Consider the following 23,217-nt stretch of genomic DNA (forward strand, 5'->3'; position numbering starts at 1 on the left):
GGACCACAGATGACAGCTTCTCCTCATGTCGTGGTGATCGGAGCCGGCACGCTGGGCATGTGCACGGCGCTCAACCTCGTCGAGCAGGGCGCGCGCGTGACCGTGCTCGAAGCGCACTCGATTGCCTCGGGGTCGAGCGGCCGGTCCGTCGGCGTCGTCGGATCGCAATTCACCGACCCGTTCGAGATCATGCTGCGCGTCCATTCGCTGCGCCGGTTCCGCCAATGGGAGGGCGAAGGGCTTCGCTTCAACCATATCGGCTATCTGCGGCTGGCGCGTACGACCAGCCAGATGGAGCTCTTCGCGAGATCGGTCGAGATCCAGGCCGAGGCGGGTCTTAGTTCGCGCCTGATCCATGCCAACGGACTCACGGAAATCGTTCCGCACATCAATCCTGACGGGCTCGAAGGCGGATTGTTCGGGCCCGACAACGGTTTTCTCGATCCGCATGAGATGTGCAATTTCCTTGCGGGCATCATCCGCGCCAAGGGCGGCGAAATCCGTCAGTACCGCAAGCTGGTCGGGGTGCAACGGCGCCCGGGCGGCTACACGCTGGAAACCAATGGTGGCCCGATCGATCGCGAGCGACGACTGATCGATTGCGATGTCGTGGTCAATGCGGGTGGCGCCTGGGCGCCGCAGGTAGCCGCGCTTTTCGGCCAGCGGCTCCACATCTGGCCCGAGCGCCACGAGGCCGTCGTCATCCATCTTGACGAGCCGCTCGGCTACACGATGCCGATGGTGATGGACCTCGTGAACGGCGAAGGCAGCGGGCTCAACTTCCGCCACGAAAAACCAAGCGAGCTGATCGCCGAAATCCACAAAGTGAACTCGATCGCGCCGGAGGACCCCGACAATTACAACGATCAGTGCGAGGAGCAGTCGAAGGTCGATCTGGCCGAGCTGCTTTTGGAACGCGTGCCCGACCTGCCGGGCGCGCGACTCGGCCGGGGGTGGGCGGGCCTTTATCCCGTCACCGCCGACCATCGCCCCTTCGTCGGACCATTCGATGCCTCGGAGCCGACGCTGATCACCGCTGCCGGCGCCGGCGGCTATGGCATCCAGCTCGCCCCTGTGATCGGCCAGATCGCGGCCGACTGGGTGCTTCAGGGTGCGCCGGTTTCGGTGCCCGGTTCGCAGAGCCTGGCGCCGTCGGCCGAGCGCAACGTCCTCGGTCACTGACCGATGCATCAAGCTGGCCCCTGACGCGTAAGATGCGAGTGTTCCCGTTAACCATCGATTAACTATCCGGTCGCCTTTAATAGGGTTCTGGAGGATACTGATTTCGGCCGCGAGCGAAGAGTTCACAACCGGCCGAAATGAGAAAAGAAGCGACTGATACCGTCGCCATTCTGCCGGGGAGGCGCCCAGCATCTTTTGATGAGGAGCGCCGGAATGAATGTCGAGGAAGCGGTCACTGCAGCGACGGCGGGGTCGAGCGCGCTCCTGTCCTGTCTTGGCCAGCCGGTCGTGGCCTATCACGTCACGGCCATCATGCGCGAAACCGACGCAAGACATGCGCGGCAGATGCAGCTCGCCTTGCTGCGGCGAAGCATCGAGGCCCTTGTCGAGGACGGCCTCGAGGACATCGAAGCCAAACGCTTCGCATCGCAGTTCCATGGGCGCGTCGGCTCGGCCTGGGATCTTCTGCATATGGCCGGCGACACGTCGCATTGATCCCTGCCGCGTACGCTTTTGCCGGGCCGACTATGTAACACTCCCGTCATGAGGTAGACTGTCGGCTGCGACTGGACTGACCTTCATGGAGTGGGGGACATGCGATGCAGGCGATACCGATAGCGCATCCGGCGGAAGCGCCGGTCGCCCGAGCGATACCGTCGCTGGCTGGTTATCCCGCCGCCGTGTTGTGCTGGCTGCTTTCGGCCGGCGTCTATATCGCGGCAAAGTGGGTGGCACCGGAAATGCCGCCTTGGGGACTGTGCTTCTGGCGGCTGGCGCTCGCCTGCCTCATTCTTTTGCCGATCGTGCACCGCCATCACGGCGCGATGTTGGCGCTGCTCAAATCGCGGCCGCTGGAGATCGTCGCCGTCGGCGCCATCGGCCTGACGCTCTGCCAAGGGATGATCTACCATGGACTGAACGACACCGACGCCACCACGGCCGGCATCATCATGGCGATGTCGCCGATCATGACCATGGTGCTGGCGCGTCTCGTGCTGGGCGAGCCGCTCGGGCTCTGGAAGTCGCTCGGCGCGGTTGCAGCACTTGCCGGCATGCTGGTGATCGTCGCGCATGGCAAGCTGGACGCGCTGGTGCAACTGCGCTTCAACATCGGCGAATTGTGGATCGTCGGCAGCGCCTTCTGCTGGGCGCTCTATACGGTGCTGCTGCGCCGCTCGAAATTCGGCCTCGAGCTCCTGCCGCTGGTGGTCCTTCTGCTTGGCGCCGGCGCGCTGGTGGCGCTGCCGTTCCACCTTTGGGAAATCTTCAACGACGAGCGCTCCGCCTTGAATGCCGACGGCCTTCTCGCGCTTGCCTATCTGGCGGGTCCCGGCGGCGCGCTGATGTACTATCTCTATAACCAAAGCGTGGAGACCCTCGGCGCTAGCCGGGCAAGCATGTTGCTCTATCTGCAGACCCTGTTCGTCGCCGTGCTCGCCTACCTGCTGCTCGGCGAGAGCCTGCACGATTACGATCTGCTCGGCGCGGCCTTCATCGTGGTCGGGGTCGTGCTGGCGACGGCGATCAAGTCGAGGCCGGTTCCGGCAAAGGCGTGAACGAGCGGCCACGTGCCTTGATGGACATATGCGGCTGCCCGAGCCGCCAGGTCGATCTGGTTCCTCGGGCGGTGAGCCGTCCGGACCAAGCTTTCCTAAATTAGCCAATTTTGCTATTGGCTGCCCCTTCGCAGCGTCGGCCAAGGCCGAAGGGGATCATGGCGATCGACAAGCGTGTGGACGCATGAACGGCGGTCAGCACATGCTGGAACTGCGCGTGCTTGGCGATTTTCAGGTCAGGCGCGACGGCGAGCCGCTTCACCTGCCGCCATCTCGCAAGACGCGGGCGCTGCTCGCCTACCTCGCCGTCACCGCCAGGCAGCACCAGCGCGAGCGGCTGTGCGAGATATTCTGGGACATCCCGGACGATCCGCGCGGCGCCTTGCGCTGGAGCCTGTCCAAGATCCGCCAGGTGCTGGGCGCCGACGAATCCGTTCTTGCCACCGATCGCAATGCTGTCGCGCTTAATATCGAGACGGACTATGCGCGGCTGGCGCCGCTGGTGAAGACCGATCTTTCATCACGCTCGACCGAGGAGCTCGAAGCGGTCCTGGCCTCGATCCGAGGCGGCTTTCTCGCCGATCTCTCGCTCGAACGCTGCTTCGACTATGAAGCCTGGCGGCAGGCCATCGCCAGCGAGGTCGAGATCGTCGAGCTTGGCATGCTGCGCGAGCTGGTCGAGCGCCTGGGGAATGAGCCGCGACGTGCGCTGCCGTTCGCCCAGCGTCTGCGCCGCCTGACGCCCGACGACGCCAGCATCGCCGCCGAGATCGAGGCGCTGGAGGACAAGGTTCGGTCGGCCGCCGCTCAAGCCACGGGACGCGCGCCGCAGTCCGCTCCCCTCGCGCCGCCGTCGAAGCCTGCCGCGTCGCCGCAGGATTCCGGCCGCGCCGTGCAGTTCTGTCGGGCTCTCGACGGCACCAGGCTCGCCCATGCCAGCACCGGCAGCGGGCCGGCGATCTTGCGCGCCGCGCACTGGATGTCGCATCTCACCTTCGACTGGGACAGCCCGATCTGGCGGCATTGGATGCGGGAATTGTCACGTCACAACCGGCTGGTGCGCTATGACGAGCGCTGCAATGGCCTGTCGCAAAGGCACGTCGTCGACATCTCGTTCGAAACCATGGTGTCGGACCTCGAATGCGTGGTCGAGGCAACCGGGCTCGACCGCTTTACCTTGCTCGGCCTGTCGCAGAGCTGCGCGGTTTCGATCGCCTATGCCATCCGCCACCCCGAGAGAGTGTCGGGCATGATCCTCTACGGCGGCTACGTCAAAGGCTGGCGGGCGCGCGGCGATGCCGGCGAGATCGCGACGCGCGAGGCCGTGGCGACGCTGATGCGCGAGAGCTGGGGCAAGTCGAACCCGATGTTTCGCCAGGCCTTCTGTTCCATGTTCATCCCCGGCGCCACGCACGAGCATTTCGCCTGGATGGACGATTTGATGCTGCGCACCGTCTCGCCCGACGATGCCTGGCGTCTTCAGAACGCCTTTTCGGTGATCGATGTCAGCGACTTGCTGGACAAGGTGCGCGTGCCGACCTTGGTGTTGCATGCGCGCGACGACAACGTGGCGCCGGTGGAGTCGGGCCGCACCATGGCCGCCGGCATTCCCGGCGCGCGCTTCATCGAGCTCGATAGCCAGAACCACATCCTCCTCGAAGGCGAGCCCGCCTTCGAGGAGTTCATAGACCACGTCCGCGCCTTCATCGCCGAGACGGCGGGCGGGTAACCGGGCACTCGCGAAGCCCTCAGCCGCCGATGAGCGGCACGGTGAACACCGTCGCCGTGCCGGTGAGGCAAAGCTCGCCCGCTTCGTTGCGCACCGATGTCTCCAGCTTCGTGATCGGCTTGTCGGCGCGCACGTCCTTGACCTCGACGCGGCCGGTGATCATTTCGCCGACGCCGACCGCCTTGACGAATTTCCACGAGACTTCGAGGAACACCGAGCCGGGGCCGGGGAGGTCTTCCGCGACCACCGCGTTCAGGATGCCGGACGTGACGCCGCCCTGCACGATGAGCTTGCCGAAGACCGAAGCCTCGGCCAGCGCCTTGTCGTAATGCAGCGGATTACGATCGCCGGTCATCTCGGCAAAGGCGTCGATATCCTGCGGCTGCGTGCGCCGCGAGCGTTCGGCAAAGGCGCCCACCCTTGGCCGGCCCTTGATGACACCGATCCACCCGTCCTTCATCACATGCACAGTCATGGTCTTGCTCCAGTTCGGTTGCGGGAAAAATCGGCCGGCGGCCCGTCCTGGTTGGCCGGCGCTCGATAGGTCGAGGGCTTCGATGCGGTAGCGCGGCGGGCCGGCATGGGTTGCCCGGCCAGCGCCTGCACCTCGGCCTTCAGGACGGCGCTGAATCGGCGATGCCGCTCGCCGAGATCGTCAAGCGTCCAATCGAAGCCGGCGATGGCGTCCGTGGTGTCGAGGATCTGGTTGGCGATCATGTCGCGCTGCTGCTGCCAGACCGCGAATGCTGCCTCGGACCCACTGAGGATTGCCCGCGCGAGGCTCTCGGCGTCGCGCAGCGCGTCGGAAATGCCGTGCGAGGTGATCGGATCGCGGAAGAAGCCGGCGTCGCCCACCAGCGCCCAGCCCGGGCCGTGCGGCTGGCGGATATAGCCCGGCACGCCGCGGAACGCCTGCAGGCGCGCATCCTTGGGTGCCCGGGCCGCCTGTGCTGCCAGTGTCGGGGAAAGCGTCTCGAGCACATCCATCCGGGCGCGGGCGTGGCCGAGGCGGAAGCGCTGGTCGAACAGGCCTGTCGGCACCGAAGCGACGATGCAGGCGAGGCTGTCATTGGTCGGGATTAACGAGCCGGCGATCCCGTCGCGGAAGTACCAGTGATAGCCGGCGCCCGGCTCGACTGGCGCATAGCCATAGACATGGGCAGCCGACACCGCGCCGCGCCGCAAGGGCTGGGCGTCGACGCATTTTGCCACCAGCGAGCCGATGCCATCGGCGCCGACGACGATATCGGCGCTGACCCGCACGGCAGTACGGCCGGCGGCGCGGATCTCGATGCCGCGCACGCGGCCACGCGTGTCGGCAAAAAGACCGCCGACCGCGACCTCGTGCAGGATCTCCGCGCCGGCCTTGCGCGCCGCATCGACCAGGATGCGGTCGAGCACGGTGCGCCGCGGCGCGATGAGGCCGGGGAGGTCCGAGCTAGCGGCAAGGGGGATGGTGATCTCCTCGTCGCCATAATGGAAGGTCGTCGTCTCGATGAGCGGCGTGCCGGCCTTGAGCAGCGGCTTGAGCAGACCCCAGCGCCAAAGCTGCAACACGGCCGGTCGCATCAGCGCATGCGTCGACAGCATGTCGGATCCATAAGGCTTGCGGTCGATCGCAAGCACCTTGAGGCCGGCGCGCGCAAGCAGCATCGCCGTCGCCGCGCCCGCGCAGCGCGCGCCGACGACGATAGCGTCGTAATGGCCATGCTTCGGAGCGGCCATCAGGGAGATGAGGTTGTTTGCCATGTTCAATGTCCTCAGGCCGCCTTGCGGGCGTTGCAATCGAGATAACGGGAGATTTCAGCGGCGATCGCCTCGGCATCCGCGCCGACGCCGCCGATGAAGTTGGAATCGCGTTTGCGCAGAAAGCGGAAGCCGAGCGCGTAGAGACCCGGCACGCTGGTGACGCCGCCCTGATGCGCCAGCTCGCCATCGGCGCCGAGCGCCAGCGGCTCCAGCCAGCCGAACGAGCGCGCATAGCCGGTTGCCCAGACGATGCTGCGGATCGATCCGTCCGTCAGCGAAAGCCGCGCCGCGCACGTCGCCGGCGTCGCCACCGGCTCGGGCCGGTACGGTGTCGTCATACCCGCGAAGCGATCGATCTGGTCGAGTAGGCGCGCCTGCTTCGCTTCGGCTGCCGCGATGTGCCGGCCAAGATCGCCGGCGAAGCCGATCTCGCGGTCGCCGACGCCATGCACCCGCCCGGTGAGTTCCACGCCGAGCGCCTGCAGCGTGGCGAGGTCGACATCTGCCCTGTCCGGTCGGCCGGCGAGCTGCAGCGATGGTTGGCGCCGGGCGCCTTCCGGATCGGCGAGGTCTTCCTGGCGCTGTGCCATCAAGCCCATTTCGCAAAGCCAGAAGAAGATATCCTGGCCGCGCCATGTTCTGGGCAGGCGTGTATGCTTGCCGACCGAAAGCACCACGCGCCGCCCGGCGCGGACGAGCTCGTCGGCGATCTGCACGCCGGAGGACGAGGCGCCGACAACCAGCACACCGCCGCCCGGCAGCTCGCCAGGCGAGCGATATTGCGAAGCGTGGATGCTGAGCGGTCCGCGAAGCATCTCAGCCGAAAAAGGGATGACCGCCCGGTCGCAATGTCCCGTCGCGACGACGACCGCTCGCGCCAACAGCTCGCCGGCGCTGGTGCGCAAGGCAAAGCCTTCGACGGTCCGCCTGGCAGCGATGACCTCGACATTGCTCTCGACGGGTGCATGCCATTCCCAGGCGTAGCGTTCCAGGCTTTCCACGAAAGCCTCCTTGGTCATGAAGCCGTCCGGATCGCCGCTCTCATAGGGCGAGCCGGGCAAGGCGTTCAGCCAGTTCGGCGTGAGCAGCCTGAGCGAGCGCCAGCTCTGCGAACGCCAGCGCTCGCCGATGCGGCCGCGCTCCAGCACGGCATGGTCGATGCCGGCCTGGCCGAGGCAATGGCTGAGCGCAAGCCCGGCCTGGCCCGCGCCGATGATGACGACGTCCGAGCGTCTCATGGTTCATTTCCGTCTCGGGAGGCGGCGGCCCGGATCGGTTCCGGACCGCCGGCCTGCTTACTGGATGGTCTTGATGCCGACGGTGACCGGCACGCCTTTGGTCAGCACGTCGAACACGGCCGAACGGGCGCGCGACTGCTCGACCAGCTGCTGGAGCTTCTCGGCCGGCGCATCGCCTTCGATCTCGAACGACACCTGGATGTTCTGGAAACCGTTGCGGACCTCGTCGGAGATGCCGAGAATGCCGCGCAGGTCGATGTCGCCGTCGACCGAGCATTTCACCTTGGTGAGCTTGATGCCGCGCGCGGCGGCGATGTTGGCGACGCCCGCCATCAGGCAGCCCGCCAGCCCGTGCAGCAGCCACTCGACCGGGGTCGGCGCATTGTCGGCGCCGCACAAGATCGCCGGATGATCGGCATCGGCATAATGCGGCTTCTCGTGCTTCTGCTCCTGTCCGGCGCCGAAGAAGCCGTTCATGACGGTCTTGCTGTGCGTGCCCTCGATCCACTCGTTGTGAGCACGGAACTGGAACTTGGCCAGCTCCGGCTGCCCGGCGACGAAATTGATCGTCGCCAAAAGGTTCGGCGTGTCGACGCCATTGAGCGGAAGCCGTGCAGGTTTGGTGTTGGGTTGCATCTTCATCTCCAAAGGTTCGTTTGCGGCTTGGTTGCCGTGACGGCCTCTGTTTGCCGATGGAGCGTTTGAACGAGAGTGGATGCGGCCGTGGAATTTTTCATACGCCTACCGTGGAAATTGCGTCGGGCGTATCGTTTGAAACGAAGTGTCTTGACCCGAATGCGCCGGAACGCAACAGCCCCGGGCGTGGGGAAGCCCGGGGCCTGTCGACGGCGTGGCGACGATCGCCATCGGCGGTCAGCGGGCGCTGCGGATGTCCATCCCGTTGGTGTCGGAGGCGTAGCGCATCGAGGTGTAATGATCGATTTCAGAACGGGCGATACCCATGTCCTTGAGCAGATAGTCGGGCATGGCCTGCATGGCGGCGCGGTCGCTGCGCATCCTCATTGCACGGTAGAAAAGCCTGAGTGAACGGCCGGCAAAGCCAGTAAGGCTGAGGCCCGCGCGGCCGGTTTCATAAGCGGTGTGTTCCATGGTCGTCATCGTCGTCTCCATCGTTTTGCGCGCGATCCTTCGCGTCGTCGATGGGAGGAGTGTCGCTGACGATCGGGGGAACCAGCGTTGGAGCGGGCGTCGAAATTACCGTGGAAATGGAGGTTTGCCGCTGACGCGCCCAACCGCCGGCGTCCGGGTCGAGGGCGGCCGCGGCCTTCAGGAAATCCGCAGCCCGGTCTCGTCCAGCAAGACGCAGTCGTCGGCGTCGAAGCCGAGCTCGATCGCTTCGCCTTCGCGCAGCACCCGGCCGTCGATCGGGGCGTTGGCGCGGATGTTCGCCTTGCCGCCTATGTCGACCTCGTAGATAGCGCTGCCGCCGAGATAGGAGGCCGACACGATCCGGCCGGGCAACCGATTGGCGCTCGCTCGACCGACCGACAGTTTCTGGGGCCGCACCACGACGGTGACTGCGCTTCCCTGCGGCAGCGCCTTGGGTGAAAGCACATTGACCGTCTGGCCGCCGGCGAGCGTGACAATGGTCGGCCCGTCGGACCTGCTCACCGTGCCTGACAGCATGTTGGCCTTGCCGAGGAAGTCGGCGACGAAGGCGGTGGCCGGCCGCTCGTAGACCTCTTCCGGCGTGCCGATCTGCTCGGCCGAGCCGGCATTCATCACCACGATGCGGTCCGACATCGACAGCGCTTCTTCCTGGTCGTGTGTGACGAAGATGGCGGTGATGCCTGTTTCCTTCTGGATCTTCTTGATCTCGACGCGCATCTCCTCGCGCATGTTGGCGTCGAGGGCCGAGAGCGGCTCGTCGAGCAGAAGCACCTGCGGCTCGAAGACGATGGCGCGCGCCAGCGCAATGCGCTGCTGCTGGCCGCCCGACAATTGCGAGGGCAGTTTCTTCTCGCTGCCCGGCAGCCGCACCATGTCGAGCGCCAGGCCGACCTTGCGCTTGATCTCGGGCTTGGCGACGTTGCGGTATTTCAGCCCGAAGGCGACATTGTCGAACACGCTCTTGTGCGGAAACAGCGCATAGCTCTGGAACACCAGCCCGATATTGCGCTTGTAGATCGGCACGTCGTCGACCCGCCGGCCGCCGATCATGATCTGGCCGGCAGAAATATCGACCAGCCCGGCGATGGAGCGCAGGATCGTCGTCTTGCCGCAGCCCGAAGGGCCGAGCAGCGTGACGAAGCTGCCCTTGCCGATCGACAGCGAGAAATCGCGCACCGCGACGAACTTGCCGTAGGCTATCTCGATGTTGCGGAACTCGACCGCCGGGTTGTTCGCCCCGGCGGCCGCGCTCGCGCCCTCCGCCCCGGCCGAGGCCGGCCGGGGATTAAGTGTCGTGCCCTGGCTGTCAGGCACCTTTCGAGATCCTGTTCCACTGCTTGGTCCAGGCGTCCTCGTTGTTCGCCCAATAGACCGGATCGGCGAAGGTCAACGCCTTCATCGTGCCGGTCGGATCGAAAGCCGGCAGCTTCGCGATCTTGTCGGTCAGCTTGACCTTGTTCGGGTCGAGCGACGGCGGATAGCTCTGGCCTTCGGCCACCGCGATCGAGGTCGCCGGATCGAGCATGAAGTTGATCAGCTCCTCGCATTCGGCCATCGGCGAGCCTTTCAGGATCAGCATGTCCTCCATCCAGGCGTAGGAGCCGGCCGGATCGAGATAGCCGATCGGATGACCCTGATCCTGCAGCGCCGCGACGCGGCCCGACCAGGCGTCGGTCACCACGATCTCGCCCTTGGAGAGCAGGTCCATCAGCTCCGCGCCGGAGCTCCAGAATTTCTTGGCGAGGTCGCGCGTCTCGCGCACCTTGGCCCAGATCGCGTCCATGTCCTTGAGGTTGTTGGGGTCTTGTCCGGTGGCGAGAGCCGCGTACCAGACGCGCGTGGTCATGTCGGAATAGCCGCCGACCTTGCCGGCATATTTCTTATCGAGCAGAAGTCCGGCGCCCTTTTCCTTGGCTTCCTCCGGCGAGATCACCTTGGTGTTGTAGGCGATGCCGGTGGTGCCGTAATCGTAAGGCACGGCCGATAGCTTCGGCGTAAGCTTGCGGAACGGCTCGATCATCGGCTGCAGCACATTCGCCATGTTGGGAATGTTGGCCTCGTTGATCTCCGAGTTCATCCCGGCATTGATATATTTGATGTAATAATTGACGCCGGACGAATGGACGATCTGGAAGTCGCCGGGCTTGGCCGTCTTGATCTTGGTGATGATCTCGTTCTCGTCGCCGAACGTGCCCTGGACCACCTTGATCTTGGTCTTGGCCGTGTAGGGCTGGAAGGCATATTTGTCGATCGCGTCCTGCACCGTTCCGCCCCAGCCGTCGAAGCGCACCTGCTCGACCGCGGCAAGCGCCCGGCTCATCCATGGCATGGAGAGGCCGGCCGAGGCCGCAGCAGCCGCGGTCAGACTCAGGAACGTCCGTCGGCTGAGATCGCCGTTGACATAGCGGTCGTGCAGCCGCTCCAGCCGCTTGGTGGTGGTCAGTTTCATCGTGCTTCCTCCTTGGGTTCGCCGCGTCTTCTCAGTTTTGTCAGGCTTTGCATCAGCAGGCCGCCGATCAGCGGGATGCCGACGGTCACCACAATCATCACCGTGCCGAGCGCGTTGATCTCCGGGCTAATCGAGATTTTCAGCATCGAGAGGATTTGCGTCGGCATGGTCTCCACTCCAGCCGGCCGCCAGAACAGGCTGGCCGACGTGTTGTCGAACGAAATGGTGAAGGCGAGCAGCGCGCCGCCGACGACCGCCGGGATGAGCAGCGGCAGCGTGATCTCGCGGAAGGACGAGAAGCGCGAGGCGCCGAGCGAAAGCGCCGCCTCCTCATAGACGCGCCTTATGCCCACCATGCGCGCCTGCGCGATCAGCACCACATAAGGTACCGCAAGCAGGATGTGGCCGAGCACCAGGAGCAGCATGGTGCGCGGCTGGTCGATCGCCTTGATCAGCACCAGAAGGCCGACGCCGAGAATGGTTTCCGGCACCAGCGCCGGCAGGATCACAAGCGTGCTCAGCGCCTGCTTGCCGCGGAAGTCGAAGCGCGCCAGCGCGAAGGCCGTGACGACGCCTATTGCCGTGGTGACGGCTGCGGTGACCAGCGCGATCCACAGCGAGGTGCGGAAGGCCGTCAGCACCGCGTCATTGTTCATCAGCTTGGCGTACCATTGCAGCGAAAAGCCGGTCATCGGGAAGCCGCCGAACATCGAGGCGTTGAACGACAGGATGACGGTCGCCACGATCGGCGCGAACATGAAGATGTAGACGCAGAGCGTGACGAAGCCGGTCAGCCGCCAGGCCCATTTGCCTTCCTTGTTCGGTCGCGCAGCTTTCATCCGCCCAACCCCTTCACGATCTGCGACATGCCCATGTAGCGGGTGTAGATCGCGGCGAAGAAGCCGAGCACGAGGAACAGCACGATCGACAGCGTTGCGCCCATCGGCCAGTTCAATTCGCTCATGATGGTGTCATAGATCAAATTGCCGAACAGCGCGTCGCGGCCCGAACCCAAGAGCTGCGGCGTCACATAGCTGCCGGCCGCCAGCACGAAGCAGAGCAGCAGGCCCGCCGCGAGACCCGGCAGGGAGAGGGGCAACGTCACCTCGCGGAACGCCTGCGCGCTGGTGCAGCCCATCGAGCGGGCCGCCGAGATCAGCGTGCGGTCAATGCCCTCGAGGCTGACATAGACGTTGAGGATCATGTAGGGCAGGAGGAAATGCAGCAGCCCCAGGATTACCGCGCCTTCGTTGTAGAGCATCGGCAGCGGCGCATTGATGATGCCTATCTTGAGCAGCGCGACGTTGATGACGCCCTGTTCGCCAAGGATGTTGATCCAGGAAAAGGTGCGGATGGTGAAGCTGATCCAGAACGGCACGATGAGCAGGAGCAAGAGCAGCCATTTGTGCCTGAAGCTCGTCGCCCAGATGAAATAGGCCGGAAAGTAGCCGAGTACGCCGCACAGCAGCGCGGTGATCGCGCCGACCCTCAACGTCTTCAGCAGGAAGCCGGAATAATAACTGTCGCTGAAGAATTCCTGCCAGTTGGCGGTGGTCAGCGCGCTGGTTTCGACGCCGGCAGTGACGAAGGTGAAGAACGTATAGGCCGCCATCACCGCGATCGGCAGCACCAGGAAGAAGATCAGCAGCAGAAGCACCGGTGCAACCAGCATCCAGGCCAGGCGTGGATCGTACAAGGTCCATCGATTTTTCATGCGCACCCGAAGGTCCGCGCTTTCTTCGAAGCGCTTATGTTCCCGCAGTGAAGATTGTTTCATTGCCGCCGCGATGTCTACAGGCGGTGATTGAGCCAGAGAGATGGAAGCGAGGAGGGTAACCCCTTTTGGTATGTCGCCGGGCTACATTGTGGCGTTGTCTGAGCGGTTCTCCAGCAGCTTCGAAGAGCTTGATGCATCCGCATTGGTTGGAGCCTGCCGCTTCGCCAAAAAAGGCAGAATAGCGGCATAGACGTGTCATTTCCTGGAACGAACGGTCACGTTTTCATTCAGGCTGATAACTATTCTGTGTTGCACCGCACCATTTTGTGCCGCAGTCCTTTAGCGTAGGCGAATATACGGTTTAGGAGTCGGCACGCTTGCGTTTTCCGTTGACCGGCACGGATGTTGCGGCCGCCGGCCCGGGCCATGTCGTCAGCACCAGCGGCTGCGAATGATGCCCGGCGGTCGCGACCTCCAGCTTGACGCGCTCCGGGCTGCTGCCGTCACGCTTGTGCTTTATTCGCATTTCTTCGCGCCCGGCGGCACGTCCTTCCTTGGTCATCTCGGAGTGCGGTTGTTCTTCGTGCTTTCCGGCTTCCTGATCACCAGGCTTTTGTTGGAGGCGCGCGACGCCGACCAATTCGCGGCTGGATCGGCGCTGCGCTCCTTCTATGCCAGGCGCGCGATCCGAATATTCCCGCCCTATTTCGCGGTACTGGCCTTCGTCTGGTTTACCGATCTTGAACAGGCTGGATCGTCGCTCGTCTGGCACGCGCTCTATCTGTCGAACTTCTGGTACGCGCATCGCAACGACTGGACGCCCTGGCTGCTTTGCCATTTCTGGAGCCTCAGCATAGAGGAGCAGTTCTACATCGCCTGGCCGCTGATCGTGCTCCTGGCGCCCCGCAGGCGCATCGAGGCGATCACCATTGGCCTCATCTGCTTCTCGCTCGCCTACCGCTTCTACTGGCCGATCGCCGCCAACCCGGCGCTGGCCCGAGACCTGTTGCCGCCGGCCTCGATGGATGCCCTTGCCTGCGGCGCGCTGCTTGCCGTACGTCGCGCCAGGGGCGCCGGCGTGCCGCGTTGGATGCGGTTCGGCTGGCCGGCATTCGTGGCGCTCTTCCTACTCGTCGTCTTGTCCGATCCGGGGCCGGCGAACTCGACCTGGGAATGGCCGCGCTGGCTCCTGGTGCAGGTGCTGCCGCTGGTGCCGTTGGTGGCGATCGTCTCGATGTGCTCGAACGGCCTTCCCGGCACGCTCGGCTGGCTGGCCGAACTGCCTCCGCTGCTTTTCCTCGGCCGCATCAGCTACGGCGTCTATCTCTATCACGCGATCCTCCTCGCTTACACCGTAAAGGCGCAGCCGTGGATCCCGCTCAACGTCTCGGAGGAGGGGCCGGGCCGCTTCCTGGTCGCGGGCGCCGCCACGCTGATTGTCGCCTCGCTGTCCTGGGTGCTGTTCGAAAAGCCGCTCAACAGCTTCAAGCGCTATTTCCCCTATGTCGCGCGGCCACGCGCTCGTGCGCCGAGCGAGACCCGGCGGTTCGGCGCCACATATCCCGGCGCAGAAGCGGCGCTCGATCTGCAGCCGACGGACCGGAGCTGACAATGATACGCCCGCTCATCTCCGTCGTGCTGCCGATCTACAATGCCGAGCTCTATCTCGGCGCTGCAATCCAATCGATCCTGCGGCAGGACTACGACCGGCTCGAAATCATCGCCATCAATGACGGATCGACCGACAGGTCGCTGGAAATCCTGGAGCGCTTCCGCAAGGCGGACGGCCGCGTATCCATAATCTCGCGCGAGAATCGCGGCCTCGTCGCCAGCCTCAACGAGGGGCTGTCAATAGCCCGGGGCGAGTTGGTGGCGCGGATGGATGCCGACGACTTTGCCTATCCCTGGCGCCTGTCGCGCCAGGCGGCGCTGTTTGCCGCGCGGCCCGAACTCGGCTTCTGCGGCTCGCTTGTCGACACGCTGCTGCACGGCCGCGTCGCACGGGGCAGGGTGGATCCGGTGTTCCGCCTCGGTCTCCTCCCGGTGCTGTCGAAGTTCTTCACGATCTTCATGCACCCGACGGTGGTCTACAACCGCCGGGTCATCGGCGAGGCAGACCTGTATTACGATGGCCGCTACCGGCATGCCGAGGATTTCGATCTCTTCCGGCGGCTGGCCGACCGCTATCCGGCGGCGCTGATGTCGGAAAGCCTGCTCGTCTACCGCCTGCATCCCGGCAGCGTGACCAGCTTGCATACAAGCGAGATGCGGCGCACGCACCTCCGGATTGTCGGCGAAAATCTCGAGCGCGAGGGGCTGGCGGACGAAACGCAGGATCTGCGCGCCATTGGCGACAGTGTTTCGTTCGATACTGTGCGCCGCGCGGCCGCGTTCATCCGCAGCCTGGAGGAGCGGGTCGCCGAGTTGCCGGCCGCATCGCGGCCGAGCTTCGAGGCCGGCGCGCTGAACCTGTTCTATTTCCTCTACCAGCTCGTCAACGACCAGCAGCGGCCGGCGTTGGCGCATGAGTTGCTGACGCTGACGGCGAAGTGGGACGTCATCCGCCGCCGCGAGAAATACGCGCTGCGCGCCGGCGCCTGGGCGCCCTGGCTGAGCCAGGCTTCGATATGGGCTGGCAAACGCGCGGACTGGGTCTCCTATCGCTTCAAATCCGCGCCGGCGGCGTCCGTGCTTGCGCCTTATCGGATGGGGGCGGCATGAACGCCGATCGCCATCCGCTGCTGCAGCATCTACGCTCGCCTCCCGGCCCGAGCCAGCGGCCTGAGGTCTCTTTCATCGTCTGCACGCGCGATCGCGCGGCGGTGCTGAAGTCCTGCATCGATTCGATCCGCGCCGCCTGCCGGACGCATCCTGCCTTCGCCGCCGAGCTGGTGGTGGTCGACAATGGCTCGCGCGACGGTACGGCCGACTATCTCTCGCGGATCGCCACGGCGTCCGATATAGCGCTGACGGCTATCTGTGAGCCACGGCCCGGACTGGCGGCGGCGCGCAATGCCGGGATGGCGCGGGCGCGCGGGCGTGTGCTGGTCTTCGTCGACGACGATTGCCGGCTCGACCGCGACTATCTCGTCGATCTCGAGCGGCATTATGCGAGTGGCGAGAAATGGCTGATCCGCGGCGGCCGCGTCGAGATCGGCGACGCCGGGGACCTGCCCTTCACCATCAATCGCTGCGAAAAGCGCAAGCGGCTGACGCGCGCCGTCCATCCGGGCGGCTTCGTGCTCGGCTGCAACATGACCATGCATCGCGATGTTGCCGCCTTGATCGGTCCCTTCGACGAACGCTTCGGCGCCGGCGGAGCGCTGCGCTCGGCCGAGGATACGGATTACCTGGTGCGCGCCATGCTGGCCGGTATGGCGGTGGAGTATGTGCCGGATATGACGATCTTCCACCATCATGGAAGGCGCGACCGCGGGGCGATCGAACGGCTGCACCGCGACTATCATTTCGGCAACGGTGCGCTCTGCCTGAAACATATGCGCCGCGCCCCGTGGCTGCTTCGTCACTTTTACTGGGCAACGCGGGCGGCCACGCGCGAGCTCTTCGGCGGTCCGCGCTTCGACCAGGAGCTCAGCCTGTCGCACTGGCCGATCGTGCTGATGAACCTGGCGGGCGCGGCGAAGTTCATGGCCCTGGTGCTGGCCGGGCGGCCTGACCGGCAGGAGAGGCCCGCCCAGGAAACCACCGAGGCCAGGGCCGAGGCCGGCGCGCGATGATCGAACCCAAAGCCCCTATCTTGTCGATATTGCAGCGCGCGCTCGGACGGCGTCAGCTCGGCCTGATGCCCGTCGTCGTCGTGCTCGGACTTGCAAGTGCCGCGCTCGAAGGGCTCGGCATCGGCCTGATCATCCCGCTGCTTGGCATCATCATGGGCCATGGCGAGACGACCGGCATGGCCGGCCTCTCCGCCCTCCTGCAGAAGGTCGGCGCCGGGCTAGGCGAGCGTGAGCGGCTGATTGCGATTTCGGCCGCGATCCTCGGCTCGATCCTGCTCAAGAACCTCCTCGCCTTCGCCAATTCGGTGCTGACCGCTCATATCTACGGCAAGGCGAGCCAAGCGATACGCGGCGCCCTGGCCGAGCGGCTGCTCAATGTCGGCTATCCCTTCTTTCTCAGGCAAAGCCCGGGCCGCTTGCTCAACATCATCTCCAGCGAATCCTGGCGGGCATCGGATGCCATCCAGGGTATGCTCAGCGCGATCGTCAGCGCCTCGGCGGCGCTCATCCTGCTCGCCTTTCTGTTGCTGCTCTCGTGGCCGATGACGCTCCTGGTGATGCTGGGGCTGGCGCTGGTGCAAGCGGCGCATATGGCGCTGTCGGCGCATCTCAGGGCACCCAGCCGCAATGTTTCGGCGCGCAACAGCGCCTTGGCCTCGCAAATGCTGCATCTCGTCCATGCTGGCCGGCTGATCCGCATCTTCGGCCAGGAGGCGCGTGAGAAGGCGGCGTTCGAAAAGGCATCCGACGGCGTGCGGCGCGCGGCCTTCCTGCTCTCAAACCGCCAGGGCGCGCTGGGGCCGCTGACCGAAGTTCTGCACGCCATGCTGTTCCTGGCGGTGGTGATCGGCGCCTGGCTTGCGGGCTTGAGTTTCCCGCTGGTCGCCGCCTTCCTCATCCTGCTCTACCGCCTGCAGCCGCATATCAGAGCCTTGCAGATGACCTGGAGCCAGTTGCAGGGTCTTTCCGGCTCGCTGGAAGAGGTGACCTGGCTGCTCGATCCCGATGGCAAGCCCGCGCCGCCCGAGGGCAGCCGGCAGTTCGCCGCCTTAACGAAAAAAATCGCCTTCGAGGGCGTGAGCTTCAGCTATGCCAATGAGGAGCAGCGCGCGGCGGTGCTGCACGCGGCGAGCTTCGACATCGTGAGCGGGCACTCGACGGCGTTGATCGGCCGCTCCGGCGCCGGCAAAACGACGATCGTCAACCTGCTCTGTCGCTTCGTCGAGCCGGATGCAGGCAAGATCCTCGTCGACGGCGCGCCGCTCGGCGAGATCGACCCGGCCGACTGGCGCCGCCACATCGCTCTGGCCAGCCAGGAGCTGGAGCTGGTCGACGGTACGATCCTCGACAACATCACCTATGGCAAGGACACGGCGACGTTCGAGGAGGCCCGCCGCGCCGCCGAGCTTGCCGAGGCGCACGGCTTCATCGAAACGCTACCGCAAGGCTACCAGACGGTGGTCGGCTATCGCGGGGTGAACCTTTCGGCCGGGCAAAGGCAGCGCATCGCGCTCGCCCGCGCTCTTGTACGCGACCCCGACATATTGATCCTCGACGAGGCCACCAACGCGGTGGATGGGCTTTCGGAAGCGGCGATCGTCGAGACGCTGAAGTCGCGCGCCGGCCGCCGCACCACGATCGTCATCAGCCACCACCGCAGCACCATCTCGTTCTGCGACGACCTGGTGATCCTGGAGCATGGTAGAGTGAAGAAACAGGCGCCGTTCACTGAGATGGCGAAGCTTAGTATGGATGAGTTGTATCGGCCGGAGTGAGGAGCCGAGCAGGGCTCGCCCGCATCTTCTTCGTCATCACTTCCTCCTCCTCCTCCTCCTATATGCCGAAGCGAGGACGGTTCTGGCGCAAAGGGCGTTCCGAGGCGGCCGGAAGGGCTGCCCTACCTTTCCCTGAACGCCCGTGCGAACGAGTCCATCATCGGGCGTACCAGATATTCGAAGAAGGTCCGGTTGCCGGTGCTGATGAAGGTGTCGACCGGGGTGCCGGGATAGAGCTGGTCCGCCTTCACGCCGGGGGGCAGGGCATCAGCGATTTTCAGCCTGGCACGGAAATAGGGTTCGTGGGTGGCCTCGTCGATCAACCGGTCGGCAGAGATCTCGCTCACCGTGGCCGGGACTTCCGGCGTCAGGCGCGCGTTGAGCGCCGACAGCCGGAGCTTTGCCTGCTGGCCGACATGCACCTGGTCGATGTCCTTCGGCCGCAGCCTGGCGTCGACCACCAGGCCCGAGGTCGTGGGCAGGATCTCCATGATCTTTTCGCCGGGCGCGACCACGCTACCTTGCGAATTGTAGGTCGAGGAGACGACGATGCCCGCCGCCGGCGCAGTGATCGTCGTGCGCTTCAGCACCGCCTGCGCGGCGCGCATCCGCTCCTCGATGTCGGCGAGGTTGATGCGCACATCGTCGAGCTTCGTCAGCGCTTCCTCGACGCGCTGCGTCGTGGCGCGCTCGGTCTGCGCCTCCGCTTCCACGATCTGCGTGCTGGCCGAGGCGAGGTCCGCCTCGAGCGCGCCGGCTTGGCCGACGAGGTCGGCCTCCGAGCGCAAAAGCTGCGAATATTCCCTGCGGTCGGTAAGGCCCCGGTTCAGAAGGTCGGTCTTGATGCCGAGCTCCTTCTTCACCACCTCGGCCTGCTGCTCGATTGCGGCCTTCTGCGCGTTCAGCCCTTTGACCGACTCGCGATGCATGGCGACGCGCTGCGCCAGGATCGACTGCTCCGACCGGAATCGCGCAAGCTTGGCGTCGAATTCCTTCTGCTGCTCGCGGATGAGGTTTTCGAAATCCTGCTGGAACGGCGCCGGCGCGGGGTCGGCGATCGGCGCCAGCGTGGCTAGGCCGTCGCGCTCGGCCTCCAGCCGCGCCGCGCTTGCCTTGAGCGCGATCCATTGTCTTGTCAGCCGGTTGAGATCGGCTTCCGCGGCGGTCCGGTCGAGCAGGATGAGGTCCTGGCCCTCCCGCACGCGGTCGCCTTCATGCACCAGCAACTGCCTGATGATACCGCCCTCGCGATGCTGGATGAGGATGTTGCCGCTGGTCGCCGCGATCGTGCCTTGCGTGATCACCGCGCCTGCCAGCGGCGCACTCGCCGCCCAATAACCGAAGCCGCCGACCATCAGCGCGATCGCCGCATAGCCGGCGAAGGCCGTGCGCCGGAAGTCGGTGCGCGGGCGGCTTTCGAGGATGAGGCTCTGCGTCATCGTCCAGGACCCGTGGCGATGCCGTGCGAGGCGCGGATGGTCGGCGCGAACGATCCTGTGACCACCGTGTTCCGCTGCTTGCCCGGCTGGCGCAGCACCTCGGCGCTCGGTCCGAACGCCTCGATCGCGCCGCCGCGCAAGACCATCACACGGTCGCAAGCGGTGGCGATCGAAGGGCGATGCGTGATCACGATCGTGGTGACGCCCGCAGCGCGGGCCGCCGCGAGCACCGCTTCCAGTGCCGTCTCTCCGGCGCCGTCGAGATGCGTGCTCGGCTCATCCAGCACCAGGATGCGCGGATTGCCGTAGAAAGCGCGCGCCAGTCCGATCCGCTGCCGTTCGCCGCCCGACAGCGTCCCGGCGATCATCGTCTGATAGCCGTCACGCAGCGAAAGGATCAGCTCATGCGCCTCGGCGCGCTTTGCCGCTTCCACGATCGCGGCGTCGTCCGCCTGCGCATCGAAGCGGGCGATGTTGTCGGCGATCGAGCCGGGGAAAAGCTCGACCTCCTGCGCCAGATAGCCGATATGCCGGCCGAGCTGGTTTTCGTCCCATGTCCTGAGCTCCGCGCCGTCGATCCTGATCGTACCGCCGCTCGGCTGGGCGGCCCCGACGAGCAGCCGCGCCAGCGTCGACTTTCCGGCACCGCTCGGGCCGACGATCGCCACCGCTTCGCCGGCCTGAATCGCGAAACTCAATCGCTTGAGAATCGGTTCGACGCCAAAGGCGGCATTTGGCGCAATGAAGAAAAGATCCTGCGCCGAAATCGCACCGGTCGGGTCGGGCAAGACGAGCTTGCGCGTCTCTGCCGGTTGCGCCGCGAGCGCGGTCCCCAGCCGCGTCCAGGCACGCCTGGCCTCACCGAGCTGCCGCCAGGAGCCGATCAATTGGTCGAGCGGCTGCAGCGCGCGCGACGACACGAGCGAGGAAGCGAAGATCATGCCGGCCGTCATCTCGCCCTTGAGCACCAGCCAGGCGCCGGTGCCGAGGATCGCCAGCTGCAGCATCATGCGCAGCGCTCTCGACGCGCCGCTGAAGACGGCGTTGGCGCCGGCCGAGCGGTCATGCAGGACAAGCGCTTCCGTCACATGCCGGCCCCAGGCGCGCGCGGCGTTTTCCACCATGCCCATGGCGCGCAGCGTGTCGGCGTTGCGGGCAAAGACCTGCTCGGCCCGGCTGGCCAAGGCCGAACGCTCCGCCGAGAGCGCATCGTTCCTGCCGATGGCAAGCTGGTTGGCGAAGACCAGCACGACAAGCAGCGCCTCGCCGCCGAGCGTGACCCAGAACAACAGCGGATGGATCAGGTAGAGCAGGGCGAGGAAGACCGGCGCAAAGGGCAGGTCGAACAGCACCGAGACACCGCGCGAGCGGATGAAGGCGCAGACCGAGGCAAGGTCGGTGAGCGGCGACGGCGCATTGCCGGAACCGAGCGAAGCGGCGAACGCTCTGGCGCCAAGCCTGTCATTGACCGTCGCCGCGACGCGCTGCGTGTAGACGGCTCGGACGGCGTCGAGAAAGCCGAGGAAACCGAGCGCCGCGACCGCGATGACCGACAGATACACGAGCGTCTCGACGCTGGAGGAGGGCAGCACCCGGTCATAGACCTGGAGCAGGTAGAGCGGGATGACCAGGAGCAGAAGGTTGATGAGCAGCGAGAACAGCCCGACATCGGTTACGGCGCGCAGGAACATCGGCCGCACGCCGGCCTGCCTGATCGCACCCGGAGTGCTCTCCTGTGACATTGGCTCGACCGCCTAGGCTGTGTGTTCGCCCGTGACGTTCAAATGGCTCTGCTGCAGCTCATCCAGCGTATAGGCGTGGATATAGTCGATCTTCATCTGGGCCGGCGTGGCGAGATGGTCGGGCGGCGCGCCGGCTTGTCCGCCGATCGCGAGATCGACCAGCATGTACATCGGCTTGTTCATGTCCGACGGAGTCGCCGCTTGCGCGACCTGCACGCCGTCATAGGTCCACACCAGCTTGTCCGGGGTCCAAAGGAGGCCATAGGTATGGAAGCCGGCGGTGTCCATGACGTTCACGGTGGATCCGACCGTGGTGTGCTGGCCCGTCTGATTGGTGTGCGCGGTCATCAGCAGCGAATTCGGTTTCTGCCCGTACATCTCCATCACGTCCAGCTCCGGCGGCCAGGAGCCGTCTTCCGGCAGCAGCCAGAAGGCCGGCCAGGCGCCGGCGTGTTCCGGCAAGTCGGCCCTCATTTCGAAATAGCCATAGGTCTGCGAGAAGGAGTCATGCGTGGTCAGGATGCCGGAGGTGTATTCGTAATTGTTGATCAGCGGCTTGATGTCGGCCGGCGCCTGCGCCGCGGTGATGGTGAGGACCCCGTCCTGCACGCTGAACGGATGCACCGAGCTGGTCGGGGCGTAATTGGCGTCGATATACCACTGCAGCTCGCCATTGCGCGTTAGCGTGCTGCCGTTCGGCGCCCCCCACCAGAAGTTGGTATCCCAGGTGCCGCCCTGGCTGTTGTGCAGGTTCAGCGTGTTGAACTCGTCGCTGAAGGACAGCGTCATGCCGGATTTGTCGATCGGCAGCTGGAACTGGTTGGGCTGGAATTTGTCGATCGTGGTGTTCTTGAATTCGAGAATTTCGCCCGATCCGAGGTTCAGCACCACATTGGGCCCCGCCTGGATCATGGCGTTGTGGACGGCGGCGAACGAAGTGAATCCGTAACCATCGAGCCGCACAGCATCGTTCGAGGCGAAATTGACGATCGAGTCGCTGCCGTTGCCCTTCGCGATGATGAAAACGTCCGCGCCGCCGCCGCCATCGATCAGCACATCGTTGCCCGCCCCGCCGTCGATCGTCTGGCCGCCCGCCTTGGCGGTGATGATGTTGTCCAGCGCATTGCCGAAGGCATAGTTGTGGGCGTTGGTGACGACGAGGTTCTCGACATTGTCCGGCAGCGTGTAGCTCATCCATGTGTTGATCGTGTCGATGCCCTGTCCGGCGTACTCGACCACCTTGTTGCCCGCCGAATAGAGGTAATAGATGTCGTCGCCTTGGCCGCCATACATGGTGACGTTGACGCCGCTGGAGGCCCAGATTGAGTCGTTGCCGCTGCTGCCGTTGAATGTCGGTCCGGACGTTGCCGAAAACCAATGGTTGGAAGCGCCGCTATAATAAAGAGGAACGCCTACCGCGTTGACGACGAAACTCATCGGACACTCCTTTCTTGGTGGCGGCTGATTTTCAGGCCAACCTGCAAGCCGGCCTATGGTTCCAAGGATTCGCGTCACAGTACAGATAAAAAATTACCGCTGATCGATAATGATTAGAAATAGACATAACAAGGGGTTTCTAATACAATTTATGCGCGATAATTACACCCCGAATTACTCAATTTTACTCAATATTGCGAGGCTCATGCTGAAATATGGGCAAGATGCCGCGCGTGACCGCCATCGACCAGCGCGGCTGCGCGCGGTGAGCAAGGGCTGAGTCGCCATATGTTCGACGTTGGATATTCGAGCCGGAATCCGATTTCGGTTTGCTCG

The 23,217-nt window shown here is 64.9% G+C and carries 20 protein-coding genes; 8 read left to right on the forward strand and 12 right to left on the reverse strand.

Annotated elements, in window-relative coordinates; translation table 11 throughout:
* Nucleotides 1–9 precede the first annotated feature (9 nt).
* From LB525_RS24905 to LB525_RS24920, 4 genes are all read left to right on the forward strand, one after another.
* Complete coding sequence (locus LB525_RS24905) at nt 10–1,182, forward strand: NAD(P)/FAD-dependent oxidoreductase (RefSeq protein WP_224548407.1); 1,173 nt, start codon at nt 10–12, stop codon at nt 1,180–1,182.
* 213 nt (nt 1,183–1,395) lie between these two features.
* Complete coding sequence (locus LB525_RS24910; protein WP_224548409.1) at nt 1,396–1,677, forward strand: hypothetical protein; 282 nt, start codon at nt 1,396–1,398, stop codon at nt 1,675–1,677.
* A 104-nt stretch (nt 1,678–1,781) separates the two neighbouring features.
* Nucleotides 1,782–2,738 carry a DMT family transporter gene (locus tag LB525_RS24915; RefSeq protein ID WP_224548411.1) on the forward strand — a complete coding sequence of 319 codons (957 nt, stop codon included), beginning with the start codon at nt 1,782–1,784 and terminating at the stop codon, nt 2,736–2,738.
* 184 nt (nt 2,739–2,922) lie between these two features.
* Nucleotides 2,923–4,467, forward strand: coding sequence for an alpha/beta fold hydrolase (locus LB525_RS24920; RefSeq protein WP_224548431.1), 1,545 nt, complete (start codon nt 2,923–2,925; stop codon nt 4,465–4,467).
* Between the two features lie 19 nt (nt 4,468–4,486).
* Here the strand turns inward: LB525_RS24920 and LB525_RS24925 are convergent, their stop codons facing one another.
* From LB525_RS24925 to LB525_RS24965, 9 genes are all read right to left on the reverse strand, one after another.
* Complete coding sequence (locus LB525_RS24925) at nt 4,487–4,942, reverse strand: MaoC family dehydratase (RefSeq protein ID WP_224548433.1); 456 nt, start codon at nt 4,940–4,942, stop codon at nt 4,487–4,489.
* The gene (locus tag LB525_RS24930; RefSeq protein ID WP_224548435.1) at nt 4,939–6,216 is read right to left on the reverse strand and encodes an NAD(P)/FAD-dependent oxidoreductase; all 1,278 of its coding nucleotides are present in this window, start codon (nt 6,214–6,216) and stop codon (nt 4,939–4,941) included. The genes LB525_RS24925 and LB525_RS24930 overlap by 4 nt, the downstream gene beginning before the upstream one ends.
* An 11-nt stretch (nt 6,217–6,227) precedes the next feature.
* The gene (locus tag LB525_RS24935) at nt 6,228–7,454 is read right to left on the reverse strand and encodes a flavin-containing monooxygenase (RefSeq protein ID WP_224548437.1); all 1,227 of its coding nucleotides are present in this window, start codon (nt 7,452–7,454) and stop codon (nt 6,228–6,230) included.
* Between the two features lie 57 nt (nt 7,455–7,511).
* A complete protein-coding gene (locus LB525_RS24940; RefSeq protein ID WP_224529713.1) occupies nt 7,512–8,090 on the reverse strand; it encodes an OsmC family protein in 579 nt (192 codons plus the stop codon).
* A 237-nt stretch (nt 8,091–8,327) separates the two neighbouring features.
* Entirely contained in the window at nt 8,328–8,573 is a 246-nt protein-coding gene (locus LB525_RS24945) for a DUF1127 domain-containing protein (protein ID WP_224548448.1), read from the reverse strand.
* 168 nt (nt 8,574–8,741) lie between these two features.
* Nucleotides 8,742–9,899, reverse strand: coding sequence for an ABC transporter ATP-binding protein (locus tag LB525_RS24950; RefSeq protein ID WP_224548450.1), 1,158 nt, complete (start codon nt 9,897–9,899; stop codon nt 8,742–8,744).
* Entirely contained in the window at nt 9,892–11,034 is a 1,143-nt protein-coding gene (locus LB525_RS24955; protein ID WP_224548453.1) for an ABC transporter substrate-binding protein, read from the reverse strand. Before LB525_RS24955 ends, LB525_RS24950 begins: the two co-directional genes overlap by 8 nt.
* On the reverse strand, nt 11,031–11,873 hold the full coding sequence (locus tag LB525_RS24960; protein ID WP_224548464.1) for an ABC transporter permease: 843 nt from the start codon (nt 11,871–11,873) through the stop codon (nt 11,031–11,033). Before LB525_RS24960 ends, LB525_RS24955 begins: the two co-directional genes overlap by 4 nt.
* Nucleotides 11,870–12,748, reverse strand: coding sequence for an ABC transporter permease (locus LB525_RS24965; RefSeq protein ID WP_224548466.1), 879 nt, complete (start codon nt 12,746–12,748; stop codon nt 11,870–11,872). The genes LB525_RS24960 and LB525_RS24965 overlap by 4 nt, the downstream gene beginning before the upstream one ends.
* A 457-nt stretch (nt 12,749–13,205) precedes the next feature.
* On the opposite strand from LB525_RS24965, the gene LB525_RS24970 reads away from it, so the two are divergent.
* Genes LB525_RS24970 through LB525_RS24985 form a run of 4 tightly spaced genes read left to right on the forward strand, consistent with a single transcriptional unit; the run spans nt 13,206 to nt 18,263 of the window.
* On the forward strand, nt 13,206–14,360 hold the full coding sequence (locus LB525_RS24970) for an acyltransferase family protein (RefSeq protein WP_224548559.1): 1,155 nt from the start codon (nt 13,206–13,208) through the stop codon (nt 14,358–14,360).
* A 2-nt stretch (nt 14,361–14,362) separates the two neighbouring features.
* Nucleotides 14,363–15,472 carry a glycosyltransferase family 2 protein gene (locus LB525_RS24975; protein ID WP_224548469.1) on the forward strand — a complete coding sequence of 370 codons (1,110 nt, stop codon included), beginning with the start codon at nt 14,363–14,365 and terminating at the stop codon, nt 15,470–15,472.
* On the forward strand, nt 15,469–16,488 hold the full coding sequence (locus tag LB525_RS24980) for a glycosyltransferase family 2 protein (protein ID WP_224548471.1): 1,020 nt from the start codon (nt 15,469–15,471) through the stop codon (nt 16,486–16,488). Before LB525_RS24975 ends, LB525_RS24980 begins: the two co-directional genes overlap by 4 nt.
* Entirely contained in the window at nt 16,485–18,263 is a 1,779-nt protein-coding gene (locus LB525_RS24985; RefSeq protein ID WP_224548474.1) for an ABC transporter ATP-binding protein, read from the forward strand. Before LB525_RS24980 ends, LB525_RS24985 begins: the two co-directional genes overlap by 4 nt.
* A 122-nt stretch (nt 18,264–18,385) precedes the next feature.
* Here LB525_RS24985 and LB525_RS24990 read toward each other — a convergent pair whose 3' ends face one another.
* The 3 genes from LB525_RS24990 to LB525_RS25000 are packed head-to-tail and all read right to left on the reverse strand — an operon-like array spanning nt 18,386 to nt 22,881.
* Nucleotides 18,386–19,702, reverse strand: coding sequence for an HlyD family type I secretion periplasmic adaptor subunit (locus LB525_RS24990; RefSeq protein ID WP_224548476.1), 1,317 nt, complete (start codon nt 19,700–19,702; stop codon nt 18,386–18,388).
* The gene (locus LB525_RS24995) at nt 19,699–21,444 is read right to left on the reverse strand and encodes a type I secretion system permease/ATPase (RefSeq protein WP_224548478.1); all 1,746 of its coding nucleotides are present in this window, start codon (nt 21,442–21,444) and stop codon (nt 19,699–19,701) included. The genes LB525_RS24990 and LB525_RS24995 overlap by 4 nt, the downstream gene beginning before the upstream one ends.
* Before the next feature lie 12 nt (nt 21,445–21,456).
* The gene (locus LB525_RS25000) at nt 21,457–22,881 is read right to left on the reverse strand and encodes a family 16 glycosylhydrolase (protein ID WP_095768272.1); all 1,425 of its coding nucleotides are present in this window, start codon (nt 22,879–22,881) and stop codon (nt 21,457–21,459) included.
* Nucleotides 22,882–23,217: the final 336 nt, after the last annotated feature.

Origin of the sequence: Mesorhizobium sp. CA16 (genome assembly GCF_020165175.1) — a bacterium.
Classification (GTDB): domain Bacteria; phylum Pseudomonadota; class Alphaproteobacteria; order Rhizobiales; family Rhizobiaceae; genus Mesorhizobium.

Bases quoted from the DNA above. Each gene is read 5' to 3' on its own strand.
- LB525_RS24955 (WP_224548453.1), bottom strand. From the start codon at position 11,034: ATGAAACTGACCACCACCAAGCGGCTGGAGCGGCTGCACGACCGCTAT.
- LB525_RS24980 (WP_224548471.1), top strand. From the start codon at position 15,469: ATGAACGCCGATCGCCATCCGCTGCTGCAGCATCTACGCTCGCCTCCC.
- LB525_RS24975 (WP_224548469.1), top strand. From the start codon at position 14,363: ATGATACGCCCGCTCATCTCCGTCGTGCTGCCGATCTACAATGCCGAG.
- LB525_RS25000 (WP_095768272.1), bottom strand. From the start codon at position 22,881: ATGAGTTTCGTCGTCAACGCGGTAGGCGTTCCTCTTTATTATAGCGGC.
- LB525_RS24965 (WP_224548466.1), bottom strand. From the start codon at position 12,748: ATGAAAAATCGATGGACCTTGTACGATCCACGCCTGGCCTGGATGCTG.
- LB525_RS24990 (WP_224548476.1), bottom strand. From the start codon at position 19,702: ATGACGCAGAGCCTCATCCTCGAAAGCCGCCCGCGCACCGACTTCCGG.
- LB525_RS24910 (WP_224548409.1), top strand. From the start codon at position 1,396: ATGAATGTCGAGGAAGCGGTCACTGCAGCGACGGCGGGGTCGAGCGCG.
- LB525_RS24935 (WP_224548437.1), bottom strand. From the start codon at position 7,454: ATGAGACGCTCGGACGTCGTCATCATCGGCGCGGGCCAGGCCGGGCTT.
- LB525_RS24905 (WP_224548407.1), top strand. From the start codon at position 10: ATGACAGCTTCTCCTCATGTCGTGGTGATCGGAGCCGGCACGCTGGGC.
- LB525_RS24920 (WP_224548431.1), top strand. From the start codon at position 2,923: ATGAACGGCGGTCAGCACATGCTGGAACTGCGCGTGCTTGGCGATTTT.
- LB525_RS24925 (WP_224548433.1), bottom strand. From the start codon at position 4,942: ATGACTGTGCATGTGATGAAGGACGGGTGGATCGGTGTCATCAAGGGC.
- LB525_RS24915 (WP_224548411.1), top strand. From the start codon at position 1,782: ATGCAGGCGATACCGATAGCGCATCCGGCGGAAGCGCCGGTCGCCCGA.
- LB525_RS24940 (WP_224529713.1), bottom strand. From the start codon at position 8,090: ATGCAACCCAACACCAAACCTGCACGGCTTCCGCTCAATGGCGTCGAC.
- LB525_RS24985 (WP_224548474.1), top strand. From the start codon at position 16,485: ATGATCGAACCCAAAGCCCCTATCTTGTCGATATTGCAGCGCGCGCTC.
- LB525_RS24945 (WP_224548448.1), bottom strand. From the start codon at position 8,573: ATGACGACCATGGAACACACCGCTTATGAAACCGGCCGCGCGGGCCTC.
- LB525_RS24960 (WP_224548464.1), bottom strand. From the start codon at position 11,873: ATGAAAGCTGCGCGACCGAACAAGGAAGGCAAATGGGCCTGGCGGCTG.
- LB525_RS24970 (WP_224548559.1), top strand. From the start codon at position 13,206: ATGCCCGGCGGTCGCGACCTCCAGCTTGACGCGCTCCGGGCTGCTGCC.
- LB525_RS24995 (WP_224548478.1), bottom strand. From the start codon at position 21,444: ATGTCACAGGAGAGCACTCCGGGTGCGATCAGGCAGGCCGGCGTGCGG.
- LB525_RS24930 (WP_224548435.1), bottom strand. From the start codon at position 6,216: ATGGCAAACAACCTCATCTCCCTGATGGCCGCTCCGAAGCATGGCCAT.